We start from the raw sequence: 19848 nt of genomic DNA on the forward strand, positions 1-19848 counted from the left end.
CTGTGCGATCCCGGATGGCATCGAACCCCGCCCAGAGCACAGCGCATCGCACTGCCACCGTATTCCCGCTACGGCCGAATGGCGAGACCTCGTGTCAGTCGAGTTCTTCGGTGAGTTCGAACCAGCGCAGTTCGAGTTCCTCGATCTCGGCCTGCTGATCGCTGATCGCCTTCATCTTGTCGCCGAGGCCCGCGAAGTCCGACTGGTCGTGTTCGGCCAGAGCGGTCTTCGCCTTGTCGACCTGCTGGGTGAGCTTCTGGATGCGGCGCTCGAGCGACGAGACCTCTTTCTGCGCCGAGCGCAGGGCGGCGCCGTCGAGGCTGGAGGTCTTCTTCTCGGTGTTGACAGCCGTCTGCGACTTGCCGGGCGCCGAGGTCTGCAGCTGACGGAGCCGCAGATACTCGTCGACACCTCCGGGCAGATGCCGCAGGTGGCCGTCGAGGATCGCGAACTGCTGGTCGGTCACGCGCTCGAGGAAGTACCGGTCGTGGCTGACGACGAGCAGGGTTCCCGACCACGAGTCGAGCAGGTCCTCGATGGCCGCGAGCATGTCGGTGTCGAGATCGTTGGTCGGCTCGTCGAGGATCAGCACGTTGGGCTGGTCCAGGAGCACGAGCAGCAGCTGCAGTCGCCGCTGCTGCCCACCGGAGAGATCCTTCACCGGAGTGGAGAGCTGGGCGGAGTCGAAGCCGAGCCGCTCGAGCAGCTGCCCCGGTGTGAGCTCCTGCGCCTTCGAGCCCGAGCCCATCGTGTAGGAGGTGCGCAGCCGCGAGATCACGACACGCACCGGCTCGCGCCGCACATCCTCGAGTTCGTCGAGGCGCTGCGTGAGCGTCTTGACCTTCACGGTCGAGCCGCGCTTCACGCGGCCCACGGTCGGCTCGACGGTGCCCGAGATGAGGCCGAGCAGCGTCGACTTGCCGGCGCCGTTGACACCCAGGATGCCGGTGCGCTCCCCCGGCGCGATGCGCCACTCGACATCCCGCAGCACCTCTCGCGTGCCGCCGTCGACGGTCGGGTAGGTCACTCCCACGTCGAGGAGGTCGACGACGTCCTTGCCCAGGCGCGATACGGCGAGCGACTGCAGCGAGATCTTGTCGCGGATCTCGGGCACGTCGGCGATGAGCTCATTGGCCGCGTCGATGCGGAACTTCGGCTTCGCCGTGCGCGCGGGAGCTCCTCGGCGAAGCCAGGCGAGTTCCTTCTTGGCGAGGTTCTGGCGCTTGGCCTCGGTCGCGGCCGACATCCGGTCGCGTTCGACGCGCTGCAGGATGTAGGCGGCATATCCGCCCTCGAAGGGCTCGACGATGCGGTCGTGCACCTCCCAGGTCTCGGTGCAGATCTCGTCGAGGAACCACCGGTCGTGAGTCACGATCATGAGCGCTCCGGAGTTCGGGCTCCACCGCTTCTTGAGGTGCCCGGCGAGCCAGGTGATGGCTTCGACGTCGAGATGGTTGGTGGGCTCGTCGAGGGCGATGACATCCCAGTCGCCCGTGAGCAGCTTGGCGAGCGAGACGCGTCGGCGCTGGCCACCGCTGAGGGAGCCGATCTCGGCATCCCACGGGAGATCCTTCAGCAGTCCCTCGATCACGTCACGGATGCGGGGGTCGCCGGCCCATTCGTATTCAGGCGTGTCTCCGACGACCGCGGCGCTGATGGTCAGGTCGTCGCTGAGGGTGTCGGCCTGATCGAGCACGCCGATCGTCGTGCCTCCGCGCACCGTCACGCGTCCGGAGTTAGGCTCCTTGATTCCCGCCAGCATGCCGAGCAGGCTCGACTTGCCGTCGCCGTTGCGGCCGACGATGCCGATGCGGTCCCCCTCTTCGATGCCGAGGGTCACGGAGTCGAAGACGACTCTCGTCGGATATTCGAGGTGAAGGGCTTCTGCCCCGAGAAGATGTGCCATGTCATTCCCCAGGGTAGTCGGGCACGCTGGGTGGCTCGGTCAGCTGACGGTGTCGAGGACAGCGTCGACGACCGGAGCGTGTCTCGCCTCCATACCGGCATCCCAGGCGCCCAAGAGCTGGAAGGTCGCGATGCGGAACACGAGGGCGCGGATGACGTGCTGGCGGCCGTCTGCTCTCTCCTCTGCAAGCCTGAGCATCTCCGACGGTGCGAAGCCATGCCAGCACGCGGCATCGGCCAACACGATCGCGTCGGCGAATCCGACCGGACGCCAGTACGGTGCCCAGTCGATGATCACGGGGGGCTGCCAAGGTTCGAACATCACGTTGCCCAGAAGATCGCCGTGGATGATCTGAGCCGGGGCGGTGACGGAGCGGAAGGCGGCGGCGAGGCGCTGAAGCGTGTCGCCCGGCGGGAGAGCCTCCTCTTCCCAGGCGATCCTGTCTGACCGCGCCCAGGGGTCTTGTGCGGCATCGAGGAAGTCCGGACGGTCGAGGTCGGCGACAGCACGATGGAATGCGGCGCCGGCGGCGAGCACGTCGGTCACGCGGGTCTCATCCGCGCGGCCGGGCAGCCATTGCCAGGCCTCCCACCCGTCGATCGTCCATGCTCCGGATGCTGACGGAATCGGGCGCGGCGTGCGGAATGCCGAGGAGTGCGGCAGACGCGCGAGGGCGTTCGCCTTCCACAGGGTCTCACCGTCTCCGGCCGACGGACGCAGCACCGTGTCGGCCGCACGCCAGGTCAGACCGCGTCCACCCGGGAGGTTACGGAGTCCCTCGTGGTGCGGGGCGGGCACTCCGAACTCCGCGAGGACCGCGCTCGGGGGTGGCGTCGCGGTCGTCATGATCCGAGGCTACGACAGCTTTTCTGGCGCCGGTGAGCCGAAGAGTTCGGGGAGGGCTGCGGTGAACTCGTCGAAATGGCTGTACCAGATGGTGTGCGCGGCCCCGGGGATGCTGCGCACGTCGGCGCCGTTCGCCATGAGCCTGCGGGCGTCGTCGTCGCTGACCCACGCGCTCGGGTCTGCGCGCACGACGATCGAGCCGGCGTCGGGGAGCCAGGAGTGATCCGTATCGCAGGAGATGGATGCGGTCGTCGCCGGGTCGAAGAGTGCAGCGGCGCGAGCCTCGACCTCGGCATCCTTCGCGGAGTAGAAGGGGCGGGAGGCGAGCAGCTCTTCCGGAGACAGGCGCGTTCTGCGGTCGCGCTCATACTGCGCGGCGAGTGCTGCGCGGTCGTGACCTCCGGTCAGGGAGAGCGCTGCGTCGACATAGACGGACAGGTCAGGCTGCAGCATCTCGGCGGCCGCGGCGAGTACGGTCGCCCCATAGGAATGGCCGACGGCTGCGAGCGGGCGCCCGGGGGCGAGGTGCTGAGCCGTCTCGACCACAGACGCCGCCGCCTGCCCGATCGTGAGGCGCGGGTCACGATCCGACAGGCCGTGACCGGGCAGATCGAGAGCGATCACGCGGTGGCCGTTGGCTGCGAGCGGCGGGATCAGGCGCCACCAGCTCTCGGAAGACCCCATCATTCCGTGCAGCAGTAGCACAGTGCGTGGGCCTGTTCCGGTATCGATCGCGTGGAGAAGCATCCCGCCAGTGTGGCACTGTTCGTTACCTCTTCGTAATCATGTCCCGATCGGAATGTCTCGTATCTATCTTCGAATGTCGGTGGTCTCTGATCTACTTATGACATGACAGCACTGCTCGACGCGACAGACGCACAGATGGCGACACTCGCCGATCTCGTCGACGCGCTGCAGGTCGCGGAGGCGACGCTGAGCAGCATGAGCGCCGCACGCGACGGGCTGCTGGCCATCGCCGGACGATTGGCGATCGACATCGCCAGGCAGGGCGATCATCCCGATCGCGGAGACCACTCTCTCCGCACTGTGGCTGCCGAGATCGGCGCTGTTCAGCGCGTCAGCGATCGCACGATCGAGCGGCGGATGGCGGCCGCAGAGCTGCTGGTCGATCAGTTCCCGGCAGTGTGGGCCGCGCAGGGGGCGGGGCGGATCAGCCCGGCCCATTCCCGGGTGATCGTCGACGCGGGATCGGGCATCGAGTCGCCCAGCGATCGTGAGAAGTACTCCGCGGTCATCCTCCCGATCGCCGAGGCGGAGTCGCCCAACCGTCTGCGCGCCCTCGCGCGCCGCGTGGCGGAGCGATTCGCACCCACGACGGTGTCCGAGAGACATCGTCGGGCCAGGTCTCAGCGGAGGGTGTGGATGACGGACGGCGAAGACGGGATGGCTGCGCTGCACACGCACGCGCCTGCCGCGCTCGTCCACGGCATGTTCGACCGCCTCTCGCAGATGGCGCATGCACTGCGCGACGAGAACCGTCGCGCGAAGCGCCAGGCGGCTCGCGACGGCAGCGAGTTCGAGCCGGATGATCGGACAATCGATGAGATCCGCGCCGATCTGCTCGCCGACCTCGTGCTCAGCGGACAGCCGACAGGTCACGACAGCGAAGACGGACTGCTCGGAGCGATCAGTGCCCGCATCGAGATCACCGTGCCGGTGACGACGCTGATGGATGACGATGCGGACGAGGCGTCGGATGCCGATACGGCGCCACCCGCCGAGCTCGACGGGCGGACCCCGATCGATGTCGACACCGCACGCACCATGGCCGGTCAGACGAAGGGGTGGGATCGGGTGCTGACGCATCCGATCAGCGGTCGAGTGCTCGCGGTCGACCGCTATCGACCGAGCCGCCACCTGCGCAGGCATCTGCGGGCGCGTGACCAACGATGTCGATTCCCCGCCTGTGGGATCGCGGCGCGCAAATGCGATCTAGACCACAATCACGCAGCCTCGACGGGTGGCGCGACCTGCGACACGAACCTCGCATTCTTCTGTCGCCGACATCACGTTCTGAAACACCACTCCCCCTGGCACGTCAAGCAGAAGCCGGGCGGAGTCATGGAATGGACGAGCCCTACCGGCCGCACCTACATCGACACCCCTCCTGCACCGAACACGGTGACCTTCACCGAGTCGGATGCCGTGCGCGCGCCTTTCTGACCGACGATGGTCGCGCTGTGGATAACCACGACGGCGCTGAGCTCGGATTCATTACGGTTGCGCGGTGACCTCTCCTCGTTCTCGACACTCGTCAACGCCCTCCGCTGAAGCGACATCGGCAACGGTCCCAACCGGACCGACATCGGCAGCTGCTCCCGGAATGAGACAGCGATGAAAACCAGTGGAAGAACCGCGGCTGTCGTGATCGTCGCGATCACGCTCAGCCAGATGCTCGGGTGCGCACCGGCGCCCGCTCCGGTTACCACGCCAACGCCTGCCTTCGCCAGCGAGGAAGAGGCGTTCGCGGCAGCGGAAGAGGTCTACCGGGCGTACAACGATGCTGGGAACGCAAGACGCGCTGGTGAGGAAACCGCTGATCCGCAGCGCTACTTAACAGGACTCGCCCTTGAAGGCGACATCGACACCCAAAATCTGTTGTCCTCGAATGATCTAAAGGCAAAGGGGACCGCGGTAGTTCAGTCTTTCGTCGGTGATTCTTTCGTGCTGGACGACAGCGTCGCGACCATCATCGGCATTGTGTGCCTCGACGCGTCGGACGTCACGCTGCTTGACGAATCTCGTGCTGATGTGACGCCTCCCGAGCGAGGCGACACCGTCGCGCAACGAGTGACCCTTCAAGGTGCCATCAGTTCCCTGTTGATCTCTGACGAGATCACGTGGGAAGGCTCGACGTGCTGAACCGAGTGAGCGCGCTCGTCGCTGTATTGGTCGCGGTTATGCCCGTTGCTTCGGCGTCAGCAAGCACACCCACATGTTCGGAGCAATCCGCATTGCTGGGCATCTGCGGGGCCAACAACGGCAACTCCCTTGAGATCTCAGGCACTCAGCAACAGCCGAGCACTGATCCCGGCACGGACCCACCCCGCAGCAACGGCGGCCCAGGCGACCAAGCCGGTCCCGGCACGCGGACGGGGCCGAGCGATGAGGCGATCGACCTCGCGGCGTGCATGAACGATTCGGGCACCACACGGTGCGCGCGCCGCGCGAACCAGCCCGCGTCCCCGGCTGCCAATCCGTCGGCGCCTGGTACTCCGACGATCACCATCTCCGACCTGGTGCGCTTCGCGCCGGCATCCGTTCTCGCAACCGCCGAACCGGGCGACGTCGGGATCGCTGGCATGCCGACCAACTTCCTCGGTGCCGCCTCGGTGCAGGAGCAGAGCGGTGAGCTGTTCGGCATCCCACTGCGCGTGCGATTCACCCCGGCCGCATACGACTACACCTACGGAGATGGCAGCTCGGCGACGCTGACCACGCCGGGGCAGACTTGGGAGACGCTCGGTCAGGCCCAGTTCACCCCGACCCCGACGAGCCACGTATACCGCGAGCCCGGTACCTATCTCGCCGACGTCGACATCCGGTACAGCGCCCAGATCTACGTCGGCGGCAGCTGGATGCCGGTCGCAGGACGACTCACGACCGACGGCCCCACTCAGGAGATCCGCATCCTCGAGGCCCGCACCGCCCTCGTCGCTCACACGTGCGAGGAAGACCCCGACGGCATCGGGTGCTGACCATCCCGATAGACGCAGGGGGAAAGCGAGCGAGCCGCCCGGACCCGAAGGTCCGAACGGCTCGTCTGCTGTGAGAGCGGAATCGCTTACTGGTACGACTTCACGATCTCGAGAAGGCTCGACACATTGGCGAACGCCTCCTGGGTAGTCGCGTGAAGCTAGACGTTCCTCGCCTTTCGAGAGCGAATACGCCTACGGCGCCCCGCTCCTCGAGAGGCAGCCTCCGACCGATCCCCTCCGGCCTAAACTAGACAGGTGCCATGGAGTCGCCGGGTGTTCTCGCTCTCACTAGCCAACCGCAAGGCAAAGCTGGTGCAGTCGAGAAGGCGACCCGGTCGCTTCGAGCTCAGCGTGGATGGAATCGCGCAGTCCGTCGTCTCGATCACCGAACCCACCTCCCTCGAGTACAGCTACACCCAACACATCGCCCGCGCAATGGATGCCGCCGCCGAGCCTGATGCGCCGCTGTTCACCGTGCACCTGGGGGCCGGAGCACTCACGCTGGCACGCTACGTCCAGGCGACACGCGCCGGATCACGTCAGCTGGTGGTGGAGTTCGAACCCGCACTGTACGCCGCCGTCATCGCCGCGCTGCCACTGCCTCCCGGCTCCGACATACGAGTCATCTTCGGCGACGCTCGGACGGTCGCGGACGCGGCGCTTCCGAATGAGAAGCCATCGCCGGTGCAGTCACCTCCGTCCCCCGGACTCGACGACGCAGCGAGTGATCCCACCGCAATCGACACCGATTGGGTGGAGGCGTGCTTCACCGTCGTCGATCTCTGGGATGCCGCCGTCATCCGGCATCGTGTGGCCAGCCAGGAGTTCTACCGCCGGGTCGCCGCGCGCTCCGCAGCAGCGGGCGTGGTCGCCGTGAACCTGCTCGACGGGCATCCGTTCGAATACTCACGACGACAGGCCGCGACCCTGAGCACCGTGTTCGATCACGTCGCTGTCGTGCTCGACGCAGAGCCGGAAGATGCGGAAGGGCAACTCGGCAACGTCGTCATTTTCGCGAGCGATGAGCCGCTGGACAAGGTGACCGCCGCCGCTTTGCTCGACACACCGCGACCTCATCTCCTCCGCGATGGCCCTCTGACGTCGTGGATCGCTGAGGCGCGCATCATGACAGATGCCGACGGCACAGACTCTCCCGATCCCGACGACCCCCTCTGGGGCTAGTGCACCGTGTGCGGACGTCCTCCGACAGGACGTCCGCTTCCCGCCCGCGGCTCGCCAGCGCGCGGTGTGAAAAGTCGACCCGACATGACAAAGAAGCCGTCCGGGTCATATGACCCGGACGGCTCTTCGTTCGCCCTCGGCAAGGGCTAATCGCTTACTGGTACGACTTCACGATCTCGAGGAGGCTCGGCACGTTGGCGTACGCCTCAGCGGCGTTCTCCTTCGTGACGATGATCGGGTCGAGCAGGTATGCCGGAACGATCTTGGCGCCGTTGTCGTACGACTCCTCGTCGTTGACGTCGACGTCCTCGCCCTTCTGCAGCTGGCCGACCATCTTGATCGACTGCTCGACGAGCAGCGCGGTGTCCTTGTTGATCGTGGAGTACTGGATGCCCTCCATGATCGACTTCACCGACTCGACCTCGGAGTCCTGACCCGTGACGACCGGAACCGGCTTGCCGGCCTGCTGCACCGAAGTGATGATGGCGCGAGCAAGGGTGTCGTTCGGCGACAGCACACCGTCGACGACGGTGTCACCGCTGTACGACGAGGTCAGCAGCGTGTCCATGCGGTTCTGTGCGTTCTCCGGCAGCCATCCCTCGGTCGCGGTCTGCGCGATCTCGGTCTGACCGGAGACGACGACGAGGTTGCCGTTGTCGATCTCCGGCTGGAGCACGTCCATGGCGCCGTCGAAGAAGACCTTCGAGTTGGCGTCATCCGGCGAGCCCGAGAAGAGCTCGACGTTGTACGGAGCCTCGTGGCCTGCGCGCTCGGCGAGACCGTCGAGCAGAGCCTGGCCCTGCAGCTGGCCGACCTTGAAGTTGTCGAACGCGACGTAGTAGTCGACTGCCTCGGTGTTCTCGATCAGACGGTCGTACGCGATCACGTATGCGCCTGCATCCTTGGCGGCCTGCACCTGGGTGGCGAGCTGCTTGCCATCCTTCGCGCCGATGATGATGACCTTGGCACCGTTGGTGACCATGGCCTGGATCTGGTTCTGCTGCTCGGCGACCGTGTTGCTCGCCGGAGCGTACTGCACGTCGGCCTTGAAGCCGGCCTCTTCGAGGCCGTCGGTGAAGAGCTGGCCCGCGAGGACCCAGTTCTCACTGGTCTTGTCGGGAAGCGCGACGCCGATCGGAGAGTCGGCGGCGAAGCCTGCTTCGGCCTCTTCGCCGGATCCCGTGTCGGTTCCGCCGCCGCGCTCACCGGAGCAGCCCGTGAGTGCGAAGGCAGCCGTCGCGACGAGCGCTGTCGCTGTGACGATGATCTTCTTCATGTGATCTCTTTCTGTGTGATGTGACGGATTCTGCGTGCGAGCACTGCGCGGAGATTCCGCTTACTCGGCCCTTGTCTTGTCGACGGGAGGGGCTTGGTAAGTCCTGTTGGGTTCGAAGGTCGAGTTCGCCTCCGGGTCGCTCCTGAGAGCGGAGCGGCGCGTCAGCAGACCGATGAGCGACGGGCGGCCCTGCTGCTTGTTCCAGACGTCGATGCCGACGGCGAGCAGGAGCACGAGGCCCTTGATCATCGAGACGACATCGGCACCCTGGCCGAGCAGCGCCAGACCGTTGTTGAGGAAGGCCATGACCAGACCACCGATGATCGACCCGATCACGGTGCCGATGCCACCGGCGACGGCGGCGCCACCGATGAACACCGAGGCGATGGCGTCGAGCTCCCAGCCGGTGCCGTCGTTGGGGCCGGAGGCCTGCGAGCGGGCGACGAAGATCATGCCGGCGAGTGCGGCCATCATCGACATGTTCATCATGACGAAGAAGTCGACCCAGCGGTCCTTCACACCGGAGAGGCGTGCGGCCTGGCGGTTGCCACCCACGGCGTAGATGTGACGCCCGAACACCGTGTTGCGGGTGATGAACGAGTAGATGATGACGAGGGCGAGCAGGATCAGACCCGGAACCGGGAAGCTCGTGCCGGGGCGACCGGTGGCGAACATCCACGCCGCGGCGAGCACGACGACCGAGAGCAGCACGACCTTGACCACGCTGACCCACAGGGGCGCGCTGTCGGAGCCCATCTTGTGCTGCTGGCGACGGGTGCGGATCTCCCAGAAGACCAGCCACGCCACGGCGACCAGAGCGAGGAGCATCGTCGGCACGTTGAAGTCGAGCGGAAGTCCGACCTCAGGCAGATAGCCGGTGCCGATCACCTGGAAGCCCTTGGGCACCGGAATCGTCTGAGCGTCGCCGATCCACTGCTGCGCCCCGCGGAAGAAGAGCATGCCGGCGAGCGTCACGATGAACGCGGGCACGCCGACGTACGCGACCCAGAACCCCTGCCAAGCACCCACGAGGGCGCCGACTCCGAGGCCGAGCAGGATCGCCAGCGGCCAAGGGAGGTTCCAGTCGGCCATCGACTTCGCGACGATGATGCCGGTGAAGGCCGCCACCGAGCCGACGGACAGGTCGATGTGTCCCATGATGATCACCATCACCATGCCGATCGCGAGGATCAGGATGAACGAGTACTGGTTGATGACGTTGATCAGGTTGCCCGACGTCAGCGTCGCGCCGTTCGGTCCGTTGCGCAGCAGCGTCAGCACCTCGAAGAGGACGATGATGACGATGAGGCTGCCGAGGATGCCGAACTGGCGCAGTGACGAGGTGCCGTTGCTTCCGAACATCTTGCGGATGTCGCCGAAGTGGAAGCCGCGCTTCGTTGTCGTGAGGTCGGTGGTCATGCTGATGCTTTCTGAGTCGCGGAGGTCATGCTGCGCATGAGGGCCTCGGGTGTCGCCTGGTCGGCCGGGATGCAGTCGGTGACCCGACCTTCGAAGACTGTGTAGATGCGGTCGGAGATGCCGAGCAGCTCGGGCAGCTCGCTGGAGATGACGATGACGCCCTTGCCCTGCGAGGCGAGCTCGTTGATGATCGCGTAGATCTCGTACTTCGCCCCCACATCGATGCCGCGGGTGGGCTCGTCGAGGATCAGCAGGTCGGGGTCGGTGAACATCCACCGCGCCAGCACGACCTTCTGCTGGTTTCCTCCCGAGAGCTTGCCGACGCCCTCTTCGACGCTCGGCGTCTTGATGCGCAGCGCCTTGCGGTAGCGCTCGGCGACCGAGTACTCCTCGCGCTCGTCGACGACGCCGCGCTTCGAGATCTTCGACAGCTTGGCCGCCACGACCGACCGCTTGATGGTGTCGAGCAGGTTGAGCCCCAGCACCTTGCGGTCCTCGCTGACGTACGCGAGCCCGTGCTTGATGGCGGAGGAGACGTCGGGGATCGAGATCTCCCGGCCGTCCTTGACGATCTGGCCGCCCAGGAAGTTGCCGTACGAGCGACCGAAGATGCTCATCATGAACTCGGTGCGTCCCGCGCCCATGAGTCCGGCGATGCCGACGACCTCGCCGCGGCGGACATCGAGGTTCGATCCCTTGACGACCATGCGCTCGGAGACCGTCGGGTGCTGCACCCACCAGTCCTTGACCTCGAAGAACACCTCGCCGATCTCGGGGGTGCGGTCGGGGTAGCGGCTCTCGAGCGAGCGGCCGACCATCCCGCGGATGATGCGATCCTCGTTGATCTCGCCGCGCGAGATGTCGAGCGTCTCGACCGTGCGGCCGTCGCGGATGATCGTGATCTCGTCGGCGATCTGCTCGATCTCGTTGAGCTTGTGGCTGATCATGATCGACGCGATGCCCTTGGCCTTGAGGCCCAGGATCAGGTCGAGCAGGTGCTGCGAGTCGTTCTCGTTCAGGGCGGCGGTGGGCTCGTCGAGGATGAGGAGCTTGACGTCCTTGTTGAGGGCCTTCGCGATCTCGATCAGCTGCTGCTTGCCGACACCGAGCGTCTTGATGGCGACGTCGGGGTCTTCGCGCAGCCCGACGCGGGCCAGCAGCTCGACCGTGCGCTGACGCTGTGCGCGCCAGTCGATCGCGCCGAAGCGGCGGATCTCGTTGCCGAGGAAGATGTTCTCGGTGATCGAGAGCTCGGGGATCAGCGCGAGTTCCTGGTGGATGATCGCGATGCCCGCCTGCTCGCTGGCCGCGATGTCTCGGTAGCGCTGCTCCTGGCCGTAGAGGAGGATGTCCCCCTCGTACGAGCCATAGGGGTACACGCCGGAGAGGACCTTCATCAGGGTCGACTTCCCGGCGCCGTTCTCCCCGCAGATCGCATGGATCTCTCCTGCGCGGACGGTGATGGATACGTCAGACAGCGCCTTGACACCCGGGAACTCCTTGGTGATGCTGCGCATCTCCAGGATGGGGCCTGACACGACCGGCAACGTTGCTGTGGTGCTCACAAGATCTTCCTCGCGACGGGCGGTCACCTTCGATGTGACCGTTCACATTGGATTACATAGTCTACGCTCGCTGAGACGCTGTCAAGACCACGAGCGAAATTGTGGCTCTATCGAGGTGCGGACGATTCCCTCGTGCGCAGGGTGGTCTGGAGCGGCCCGAACTGCGGCACCTGCTCACCCCGGATCTGCGCGAGCAGGAGCCGCACCGCCCGGCGCCCGAGCTCGGGGAAGTCCTGGTGCACGGTGCTCAGAGTCGGCGCGACGTGCGCGGCCACCGGGATGTCGTCGAAGCCGACGACGCTCACGTCCTCCGGCACGCGGACGCCGGCATCCCGGAAGCCGTGCATCAGACCGATCGCCATCTGGTCGTTCGCGACGAACACGGCTGTGAAATCGCGTCGCCGCGACAGCTCCTGGCCCGCGAAGTAGCCGAAGTCCGCCGTCCAGTCGCCGCGGATCGGCGGGAAGGTCGGAAGGTCGGCCTCGCGCAGCGCATCCAGGTACCCGCGCATACGCGACTCGGCCTCGATCCAGTCCTGCGGCCCCGCGATGTGGATGATGTCGCTGTGCCCCAGTGCGATCAGATGCTCGGTGGCGGTGCGCGCACCGGCGACCTGATCGGCCGACAGGGTCACCCCATCGGACCCGGAGGCGGTCTGCAGCGATACGAACGGCATCTCGACAGCCATGCCCTTGAGCACATGGAACGCCCGGACCTGCGGCGCCAGGACCACGATGCCGTCGACCTGCTCGCGCGCCAGCTGCCGCAGGGCGTTGCCGATCGCCTCGGGCGTCGTGGCCGAGAGGTTCAGCGTCGAGACCGAATACCCCTCCTCGCGAGCGGCATCCTCGATGCCGACGATCGAGGACGTCGGCCCGAACTCCCCCACCGTGGCCGAGAGGATGCCCAGCATGTTCGACTTGCTGGTCACCAGCGCCCGCGCGGCGAGATTGGGGCGATAGTCGAGCACCGCGATGGCGTCGAGGACCTTGGCCTTCGTCTCAGGACGGATGCTCGGGTGGTCGTTCAGCACCCTCGAGACGGTCTGGTGCGACACCCCCGCGAGTCGAGCGACATCGCGGATGCTCGGCATCCGGGCACGCTCGGAGGCAGTCGACATCACAGACCTCCTTGTATGTGCACGGTCACATCGTCACTTCATTATGTACGCCAGGCACGCCGAACGCACGTCGTCGACGCGAGAGGGCGGACGGAGCGGGTCAGGCGAGGATGCGGGCGCCGGGCACCGGGCCGTGCACGTGCAGCGACTCGAGCCCGTGCTCGCGCAGCAGCGCCTGGACCTCCTGCGCACCCTCAGGGCTCGCGCAGAGGAGTGCGACCGTGGGCCCTGAACCGGACACGATCCCCTGCAGGGCTCCGGCATGGATGCCGCGCAGGATCGTGGTCTCGAGCTCTGGCCGCTCATGCAGAGCGGCCTCCTGCAGGTCGTTGTAGATGCTCTCGGACAGCAGATCCGGATCCCCCGAGCGCAGCGCCTGCAGCACCGGCGCCGGAACCTCGAGGGACAGAGGCGGATCGTCGGCGAGCGCGCCCTCGGCATCGCGCAGAGCGTCGAGCCGCGCATAGACGACAGGCGTGGACAGCCCCTCGTCGCTCGGGACGAGCACCCAGTCGAAGCGTCCCCTCGCCAGTGCCGGGTTCAGCTGATCTCCACGGCCTGTGCCGACGGCGGTTCCCCCGTGCAGGGCGAACGGCACATCGGCACCGAGGCGTGCCGCGAGCTCGTGCAGGCGCGCCGTCGAGAACCCGGTGCCCCACAGCGCATCGCAGGCCACGAGGGCGGCAGCGGCATCCGCCGATCCGCCTCCCATGCCCCCGGCGACCGGCACGCTCTTGCGGATCTCGAGCGCCACCCCGCCGCCGTATTCCGCGGCGGTCGCCAGCAGCTTCGCCGCCCGCATCGCGAGGTTGCGATCGTCCAGCGGCACCGTGTCGGGGTCTTCGACCCCCGATACCGTGATCGAGAAGTCGTCGGCATGCCGGGCGATCACGTCCTCGTACAGCGACACCGCCTGGAACACAGTCGCCAGCGCGTGGTACCCGTCGTCGTGACGGCCGCCCACTCCGAGGTAGACGTTGATCTTGCCCGGCGCGCGTACATGCACGGAGTCGGCGGGGGCGGCGAAGCTCATCCGGGTGCTCCCGTCACAGCTCCGTGGACGACGCCCACAGGTCGACGTCGATGGCCCCGGCCGCCTCGTCGATGCGGCTGAGCTCGTCAGCCGTGAACGCCGGGCCGTTGACGGCGGCGATGTTCTCGTCGAGCTGCTCGGGGCGCGACGCGCCGACCAGCGCCGAGGCGACCACCGGGTTGCGCAGCGTCCACTGGATCGCCATCTGAGCCAGAGACTGTCCGCGCTGTTCGGCGATGGCGTTCAGCGATCGGAGCGTCTGCACGGCGGCATCCGGCAGTGGAGCATCCGGCAGCGACCCGCGCTTCTGCGCCCGCGGTGCGGTGCCGTCACCGAGGTATTTGTCGGTGAGCAGACCCTGCGCGAGCGGCGTGAAGGCGATCGCGCCGACACCGGACTGCTCGAGGGTCTCGGTGAGACCGTCCTCGACCCAGCGGTTGAGGATCGAGTACGCCGGCTGGTGGATGACGAGCGGGGTGCCGAGCTCGGTCGCGACGGCGACGGCCTCGGCCGTGCGCTCGGCGCTGTACGACGAGATGCCCACATAGAGCGCCTTGCCCTGACGTACGAGCGTGTCGAGCGCACCGATGGTCTCGGCGACCGGCGTCACGGGGTCTGCACGGTGCGAGTAGAAGATGTCGACGTGGTCGAGGCCCATGCGGGTCAGCGACTGCTCGGCGCTCGCGAGGATGTACTTGCGGCTGCCGAGATCGCCGTAGGGCCCCGGCCACATGTCCCATCCCGCCTTCGACGAGATGATCAGCTCGTCGCGGTAGGGGCGGAAGTCCTCGGCGAAGATGCGGCCGAAGTTCTTCTCGGCCGAGCCGTAGGGCGGACCGTAGTTGTTCGCGAGGTCGAAGTGCGTGATGCCGCGGTCGAATGCGTGACGCAGCAGCGCACGCTGGTTGTCGAGCGGGATGTTGTCGCCGAAGTTCCACCACAGGCCGAGCGAGATCGGCGGCAGGTAGAGCCCTGAGGTGCCGACCTGGCGATACTCGAACTGCTGGTAGCGGCTCTCATCGGCGGCGTACGGCCGGTGCAGCTCAGGGACGTTCGGACGGAAGCGGGGAGACTCGGTCACCGTGCCAGGTTAGCCGGTGATGGCGGCGTCTTCGATCTGAGCGACGTGCCGCGCAATACTGTGATAGTCGTCGACCGTGAGGTCCTCGCCACGAGCAGTCGGCGCGACTCCTGCCGCGATCAGGATCTCGGATGCCGCGGCGGAGCTGCCGAAGAGGTCGGACAGCGCCTGACGCAGCATCTTGCGTCGCTGGTTGAAGGCGGCATCCACGATCTTGAAGGTGAGTCGGCGTTCGTCCTCCGTGCCGCGCTCGCCCTCCGACCGGTCGAAGCCGACGAGGAGGCTGTCGACGTTGGGCACCGGCCAGAAGACCTGACGGGACACGGTGCCCGAGAGCCTCCATTCGCCGTACCAGGCCGCCTTGACGCTCGGGGTGCCGTAGATCTTCGATCCCGGCTTGGCCGCGATGCGCTCGGCGACCTCGGCCTGCACCATCACGACCCCGCGCTTCAGGTACGAGAAGTTCTCGAGGAAATGCAGCAGCACCGGGACGGAGACGTTGTAGGGGAGGTTCGCTACCAGCACGGTCGGCTCGCCGGGCAGCTCGGTGATGCGCAGGGCATCGGCATCGACGACCGTGAGCCTCTCGGCGGGAACGCCGTGCTCGACCGCGGTCTGAGCGAGTCGGGCTGCGAGCCGGTGGTCGATCTCGACGGCGGTGACCGATGCCCCGGTCTCGAGGATCGCGAGGGTGAGAGAACCGAGCCCCGGCCCGACCTCGACGACCCGCTCCCCCGGCTGCACGCGGGCGGCGTGCACGATCTTGCGCACGGTGTTCGCGTCGACGACGAAGTTCTGTCCGAGCTTCTTGGTCGGGGTGACATCGAGCTCGGCGGCGAGCCGGCGGATCTCGGTGGCGCCGAGCAGGGTGACTGTCATTGCTCCATTGTCCCCCACCACCCCTTCCTTCGACGCCGCCGCCGGTGTCCGAACCGGCCAGTAGTCTTCTGTGATGCCCTCCCTCGGTGAACTGATCGCGCCCCGTCGCATGGGCAGGGACTTCCGCTGGCTGCTCGCCTCATCGTGGACGAGCAACGTCGGAGACGGCGTCGCTCTGGCGGCTGCTCCCCTGCTCATCGCCTCGATGACGTCGTCGCCGATCCTCGTCGCCGCGGGTGCCATCATGCAGTTCCTCCCGTGGCTGCTGTTCGGTCTGCACGCGGGCGCCATCGCCGACCGGTTCGACCGCCGACGCCTGGTGATGTTCGCCAACGCGGCACGGGCCGTCGTGCTCGCCGGCCTCTGCGCCTTCCTGCTCACCGGCACGGCGAACATCTGGATCGTGCTCGCCGTCGCCTTCCTCTACGGCACGGCAGAGGTCTTCGTCGACACGGCGGGAAGCACGCTGCTGCCGATGCTCGTGAAGCCGGCCGATCTCGGCATCGGCAACGCCCGGCTGCAGGCCGGCTACCTCGTGGCGAACCAGTTCGCGGGGCCGCCGCTGGGCGCGTTCCTCTTCGCCGCGGGCACGGCGTGGCCGTTCCTGCTCGAGATACTGTGCGTGCTCCTCGCGGTCGTGCTGATCTCGCGCATGGCCCGCACCCCCGTGCCCCCTCGTGCAGCAGACGACGGCGCCAAGCCGCACGTGCACACGGACATCGCCGAGGGCCTGCGCTGGCTCTGGCAGAACCCGCCGGTGCGGATGCTCGTGCTCATCATCCTGGTGTTCAACGTGACCTGGGCCGCTCCCTGGGGTGTGCTCGTGCTCTACGCCACCGAGCATCTGAACATGGGCGCCGTCGGCTACGGAGCACTGACCACGGCATCCGCCGCCGGCGGCATCCTGGCCACGCTGTGCTTCGGGTGGCTCGAACGGCATGTATCGTTCGCCACGCTCATGCGTGTCGTGCTGTCGCTCGAAGTGCTGATGCACCTCGCGTTCGCGCTCACCAGCACCGGGTGGGTCGCGCTCGTGATCATGTTCGTCTTCGGCGCCTACGCGTTCATCTGGGGCACGATCTCGACGACCGTCCGTCAGCGCCTCGTGCCGCCAGAGCTGCAGGGCCGGGTCGCCTCGGTCAACATGGTCGGCGTGTTCGGCGGCATGGTCATCGGGCAGGCACTGGGCGGCGTGATCGCCCAGTTCTGGGGTCTCACGGCTCCGTGGTGGTTCGCCTTCGTCGGCGCCGCGCTCACACTGCTGTTCGTGTGGAAGCCGATCTCGCAGATCGTGTCGGCGAAGCCCGTCTCGGACACGCAGGCGATCGAGACTCAGTCGAACGAGCCTCAGTCGAACGAACCGTAGACCCGCAGGGTGTTCGCGGCGATCTGCGCAGACAGCTCGTCGACGTCGATGCCGAGCTCGGCGGCCATGAACCGCACCGTGATCGGCACGAGGTAGGGGGCGTTCGGCCGACCGCGCAGCGGCGTCGGCGTGAGGAACGGCGCGTCGGTCTCGACCAGGATGCGATCGAGCGGCGTCACCTTCAGGGCATCCCGCAGGTTCTGCGCGTTCTTGAATGTGACGTTGCCCGCGAACGACAGGTGGTATCCGGCATCCGCGCAGATCCTCGCCATCGCATCGCCGCCGGAGAAGCAGTGGAACACCGTTCTCTCGGGCGCTCCCACCCGGGTCAGCGTCTCGAGCACCGCGTCGTGCGCATCACGGTCGTGGATCTGCATCGCGATGCCGTGCTTCTTGGCGAGCGCGATGTGCGCCTCGAAAGACTCGAACTGCGGTGCTCGGCGCTCCGGCTCGGTGCGGAAGAAGTCGAGACCCGTCTCGCCGATCGCCCGGGTGCGCGGGTGCGCGGCGAGCTCGTCGATCACCGCGATGGCCTCACTGAGACCGACACCGCCGAGGCGCCCCTCCTCGGCGTAGGCAGGGGCGTCGTTCGGGTGGATCGCGACAGCCGCGAGCACCCGGGGGTCTGACTCGGCAGCCTCGACCGCCCACCGAGAGGACTCGATGTCGCCCGACGCCTGCACCACACCGGCGATGCCCACAGCCTGGGCGCGGTCGAGCTGCTCGGTCAACGAGAGCGGCTCATCGCCGTCGAGGATCTCGAGGTGCGCGTGGTTGTCGTAGACGGGCACGGCGAGAGGCTCGGGGGCCGCCGGATATCGCAGGTTCTTACGCCCCTCGCCGTCTCGCTGCTGCACGTACGTCATGCTCAGCCGGCGGACTCCACCCGCGGGAACAGCGGGGTGAGGCCGTTGACGCTGGTGCCGGGGCGCAGCACGCCCCAGGCTCCGGCCTCACGGATCGCCTGATCCTGCAGACGGCCGAGGCTCTCGGCGGCGCCCAGGGCGACCCAGAGCTTCTCGGTCGACTGCGGCATCACCGGCGAGAGCAGCACCGCGAGGGCGCGCAGACCCTCGGCGCACGTGTAGAGCACCGTGCCCAGGCGACCGCGCTGAGCCTCTTCGCGGGCGAGCGCCCACGGTTCGTTCTCGGTGATGTACCCGTTGAGGGCATCGACGATCGTCCAGATCGACGAGATGGCCTCGTCGATGCGGAACTGCTCGATCGCGGCATCCGCGTTCGAGGCCGCATCCGCGACGATCGTCTGGATCTCGAGATCCTTCTCGGTGTACTCGGCGGGCGGCGGCACGATGCCCTCGAAGTACTTCTCGATCATCGCCGTGGTGCGCGACGCGAGGTTGCCGAAGCCGTTCGCGAGCTCGGCCTGATAGCGGGCCGAGAGGTCCTCCCACGAGAACGAGCCGTCCTGGCCGAAGGCGATCGCAGAGAGGAAGTAATAGCGGTACGCATCGGATCCGAAGACGTCGGTGATCTCGGTCGGCGCGATGCCGGTGAGCTTCGACTTCGACATCTTCTCGCCGCCGACCAGCAGCCAGCCGTGCGCGAACACGCCCTTGGGCACGTCGAGGCCTGCGGCCATGAGCAGTGCGGGCCAGATCACGGCGTGGAAGCGCAGGATGTCTTTTCCGACCACGTGATAGGCGGGCCAGCGGCGGTCGAAGTTCTCCTGGTCGGAGCCGTAGCCCACGGCCGTGGCGTAGTTGAGCAGGGCATCGACCCACACGTAGATGACGTGCGACTCGTCCCACGGCAGCGGGATGCCCCAGTCGAACGTCGACCGCGAGATCGAGAGGTCCTTGAGGCCCTGGCTGACGAACGAGACGACCTCGTTGCGCGCCGAATCCGGGCGCACGAAGTCGGGCTGGGTCTTGTAGAGCTCGAGCAGGCGGTCCTGGAACTCGCTGAGCTTGAAGAAGTAGTTCTTCTCCTGCAGCAGCTCGAGCGGCTTGGAGTGGATCGCGCAGACCTTCAGGCCCTCGAAGGGCCCGGTGCCGTCGACGATCTCGGACTCGGGCTTGAACTCCTCACAGCCCACGCAGTAGAGCGCCTCATACTCGCCCGCGTAGATGTAGCCGCGATCGTAGAGACGCTGGAAGAACGTCTGCACGTTGGTCTCGTGGCGCTCCTGCGTGGTGCGGATGAAGTCGTCGTTCGCCACGTCGAGCGTCTCGAGCAGCGGGAACCAGGCCTCCGTGACGAGCTTGTCGACCCACTCCTGCGGGGTGACGTTGTTCGCCGCCGCCGCACGGAGCATCTTCTGGCCGTGCTCGTCGGTGCCCGTGAGCATCCACGTGTCATCGCCGCCCTGACGGTGCCAGCGCGCGAGCGCGTCGACCGCCACCGAGGTGTACCCGTGGCCGATGTGAGGCACATCGGAGGGGTAGTAGATGGGCGTGGTGATGTAGAACGATTCGCCTGCGGGCATGGGGACAAT

At 66.9% G+C, this 19848-nt stretch carries 17 protein-coding genes; 5 read left to right on the top strand and 12 right to left on the bottom strand.

Going from position 1 to position 19848, the window contains the following annotated elements:
* Positions 1 to 94: 94 nt before the first annotated feature.
* From ACIP5T_RS15115 to ACIP5T_RS15125, 3 genes are read right to left on the bottom strand one after another with little or no spacing between them, the layout of a single operon-like run.
* The gene (locus tag ACIP5T_RS15115; protein WP_400865163.1) at positions 95 to 1906 is read right to left on the bottom strand and encodes an ABC-F family ATP-binding cassette domain-containing protein; all 1812 of its coding nucleotides are present in this window, start codon (positions 1904 to 1906) and stop codon (positions 95 to 97) included.
* Positions 1907 to 1945: 39 nt separating this feature from the next.
* A complete protein-coding gene (locus ACIP5T_RS15120; protein ID WP_400865166.1) occupies positions 1946 to 2752 on the bottom strand; it encodes a hypothetical protein in 807 nt (268 codons plus the stop codon).
* Positions 2753 to 2761: 9 nt separating this feature from the next.
* Positions 2762 to 3499 carry an alpha/beta fold hydrolase gene (locus ACIP5T_RS15125; RefSeq protein WP_400865169.1) on the bottom strand — a complete coding sequence of 246 codons (738 nt, stop codon included), beginning with the start codon at positions 3497 to 3499 and terminating at the stop codon, positions 2762 to 2764.
* Positions 3500 to 3601: 102 nt separating this feature from the next.
* On the opposite strand from ACIP5T_RS15125, the gene ACIP5T_RS15130 reads away from it, so the two are divergent.
* From ACIP5T_RS15130 to ACIP5T_RS15145, 4 genes are all read left to right on the top strand, one after another.
* A complete protein-coding gene (locus ACIP5T_RS15130) occupies positions 3602 to 4936 on the top strand; it encodes a DUF222 domain-containing protein (protein WP_400865172.1) in 1335 nt (444 codons plus the stop codon).
* A 171-nt stretch (positions 4937 to 5107) separates the two neighbouring features.
* Entirely contained in the window at positions 5108 to 5635 is a 528-nt protein-coding gene (locus tag ACIP5T_RS15135; RefSeq protein ID WP_400865175.1) for a hypothetical protein, read from the top strand.
* Positions 5636 to 5904: 269 nt separating this feature from the next.
* Complete coding sequence (locus ACIP5T_RS15140; protein WP_400865178.1) at positions 5905 to 6471, top strand: hypothetical protein; 567 nt, start codon at positions 5905 to 5907, stop codon at positions 6469 to 6471.
* A 255-nt stretch (positions 6472 to 6726) separates the two neighbouring features.
* Positions 6727 to 7653 carry a hypothetical protein gene (locus tag ACIP5T_RS15145; protein ID WP_400865181.1) on the top strand — a complete coding sequence of 309 codons (927 nt, stop codon included), beginning with the start codon at positions 6727 to 6729 and terminating at the stop codon, positions 7651 to 7653.
* A 154-nt stretch (positions 7654 to 7807) separates the two neighbouring features.
* Here ACIP5T_RS15145 and ACIP5T_RS15150 read toward each other — a convergent pair whose 3' ends face one another.
* The 7 genes from ACIP5T_RS15150 to rsmA form a co-directional block, all read right to left on the bottom strand.
* Complete coding sequence (locus ACIP5T_RS15150; protein WP_400865184.1) at positions 7808 to 8929, bottom strand: substrate-binding domain-containing protein; 1122 nt, start codon at positions 8927 to 8929, stop codon at positions 7808 to 7810.
* Between the two features lie 60 nt (positions 8930 to 8989).
* Entirely contained in the window at positions 8990 to 10348 is a 1359-nt protein-coding gene (gene mmsB / locus ACIP5T_RS15155) for a multiple monosaccharide ABC transporter permease (protein ID WP_400865187.1), read from the bottom strand.
* Complete coding sequence (gene mmsA / locus ACIP5T_RS15160; protein ID WP_400866981.1) at positions 10345 to 11865, bottom strand: multiple monosaccharide ABC transporter ATP-binding protein; 1521 nt, start codon at positions 11863 to 11865, stop codon at positions 10345 to 10347. The genes mmsB and mmsA overlap by 4 nt, the downstream gene beginning before the upstream one ends.
* Before the next feature lie 155 nt (positions 11866 to 12020).
* Positions 12021 to 13034, bottom strand: coding sequence for a LacI family DNA-binding transcriptional regulator (locus ACIP5T_RS15165; protein WP_400865190.1), 1014 nt, complete (start codon positions 13032 to 13034; stop codon positions 12021 to 12023).
* Between the two features lie 100 nt (positions 13035 to 13134).
* Positions 13135 to 14067: a 4-(cytidine 5'-diphospho)-2-C-methyl-D-erythritol kinase gene (locus ACIP5T_RS15170; RefSeq protein ID WP_400865193.1), complete on the bottom strand. Its 933-nt coding sequence runs from the start codon at positions 14065 to 14067 to the stop codon at positions 13135 to 13137.
* A gap of 13 nt (positions 14068 to 14080) precedes the next feature.
* A complete protein-coding gene (mgrA, locus tag ACIP5T_RS15175; RefSeq protein ID WP_400865196.1) occupies positions 14081 to 15148 on the bottom strand; it encodes an L-glyceraldehyde 3-phosphate reductase in 1068 nt (355 codons plus the stop codon).
* A 9-nt stretch (positions 15149 to 15157) separates the two neighbouring features.
* On the bottom strand, positions 15158 to 16027 hold the full coding sequence (gene rsmA, locus ACIP5T_RS15180; RefSeq protein WP_400865199.1) for a 16S rRNA (adenine(1518)-N(6)/adenine(1519)-N(6))-dimethyltransferase RsmA: 870 nt from the start codon (positions 16025 to 16027) through the stop codon (positions 15158 to 15160).
* Between the two features lie 73 nt (positions 16028 to 16100).
* Between rsmA and ACIP5T_RS15185 the strand changes: the two genes are divergently transcribed.
* Positions 16101 to 17393, top strand: coding sequence for an MFS transporter (locus ACIP5T_RS15185; protein ID WP_400865202.1), 1293 nt, complete (start codon positions 16101 to 16103; stop codon positions 17391 to 17393).
* On the opposite strand, the gene ACIP5T_RS15190 is transcribed toward ACIP5T_RS15185, so the two are convergent.
* Together ACIP5T_RS15190 and metG are read right to left on the bottom strand one after the other, a co-directional pair.
* Positions 17375 to 18259 carry a TatD family hydrolase gene (locus ACIP5T_RS15190; protein ID WP_400865205.1) on the bottom strand — a complete coding sequence of 295 codons (885 nt, stop codon included), beginning with the start codon at positions 18257 to 18259 and terminating at the stop codon, positions 17375 to 17377. The genes ACIP5T_RS15185 and ACIP5T_RS15190 overlap by 19 nt on opposite strands.
* A gap of 2 nt (positions 18260 to 18261) precedes the next feature.
* Entirely contained in the window at positions 18262 to 19839 is a 1578-nt protein-coding gene (metG, locus tag ACIP5T_RS15195; protein WP_400865208.1) for a methionine--tRNA ligase, read from the bottom strand.
* Positions 19840 to 19848 lie beyond the last annotated feature (9 nt).

Origin of the sequence: Microbacterium sp. NPDC088619 (genome assembly GCF_044752825.1) — a bacterium.
Taxonomy (GTDB): domain Bacteria; phylum Actinomycetota; class Actinomycetes; order Actinomycetales; family Microbacteriaceae; genus Microbacterium.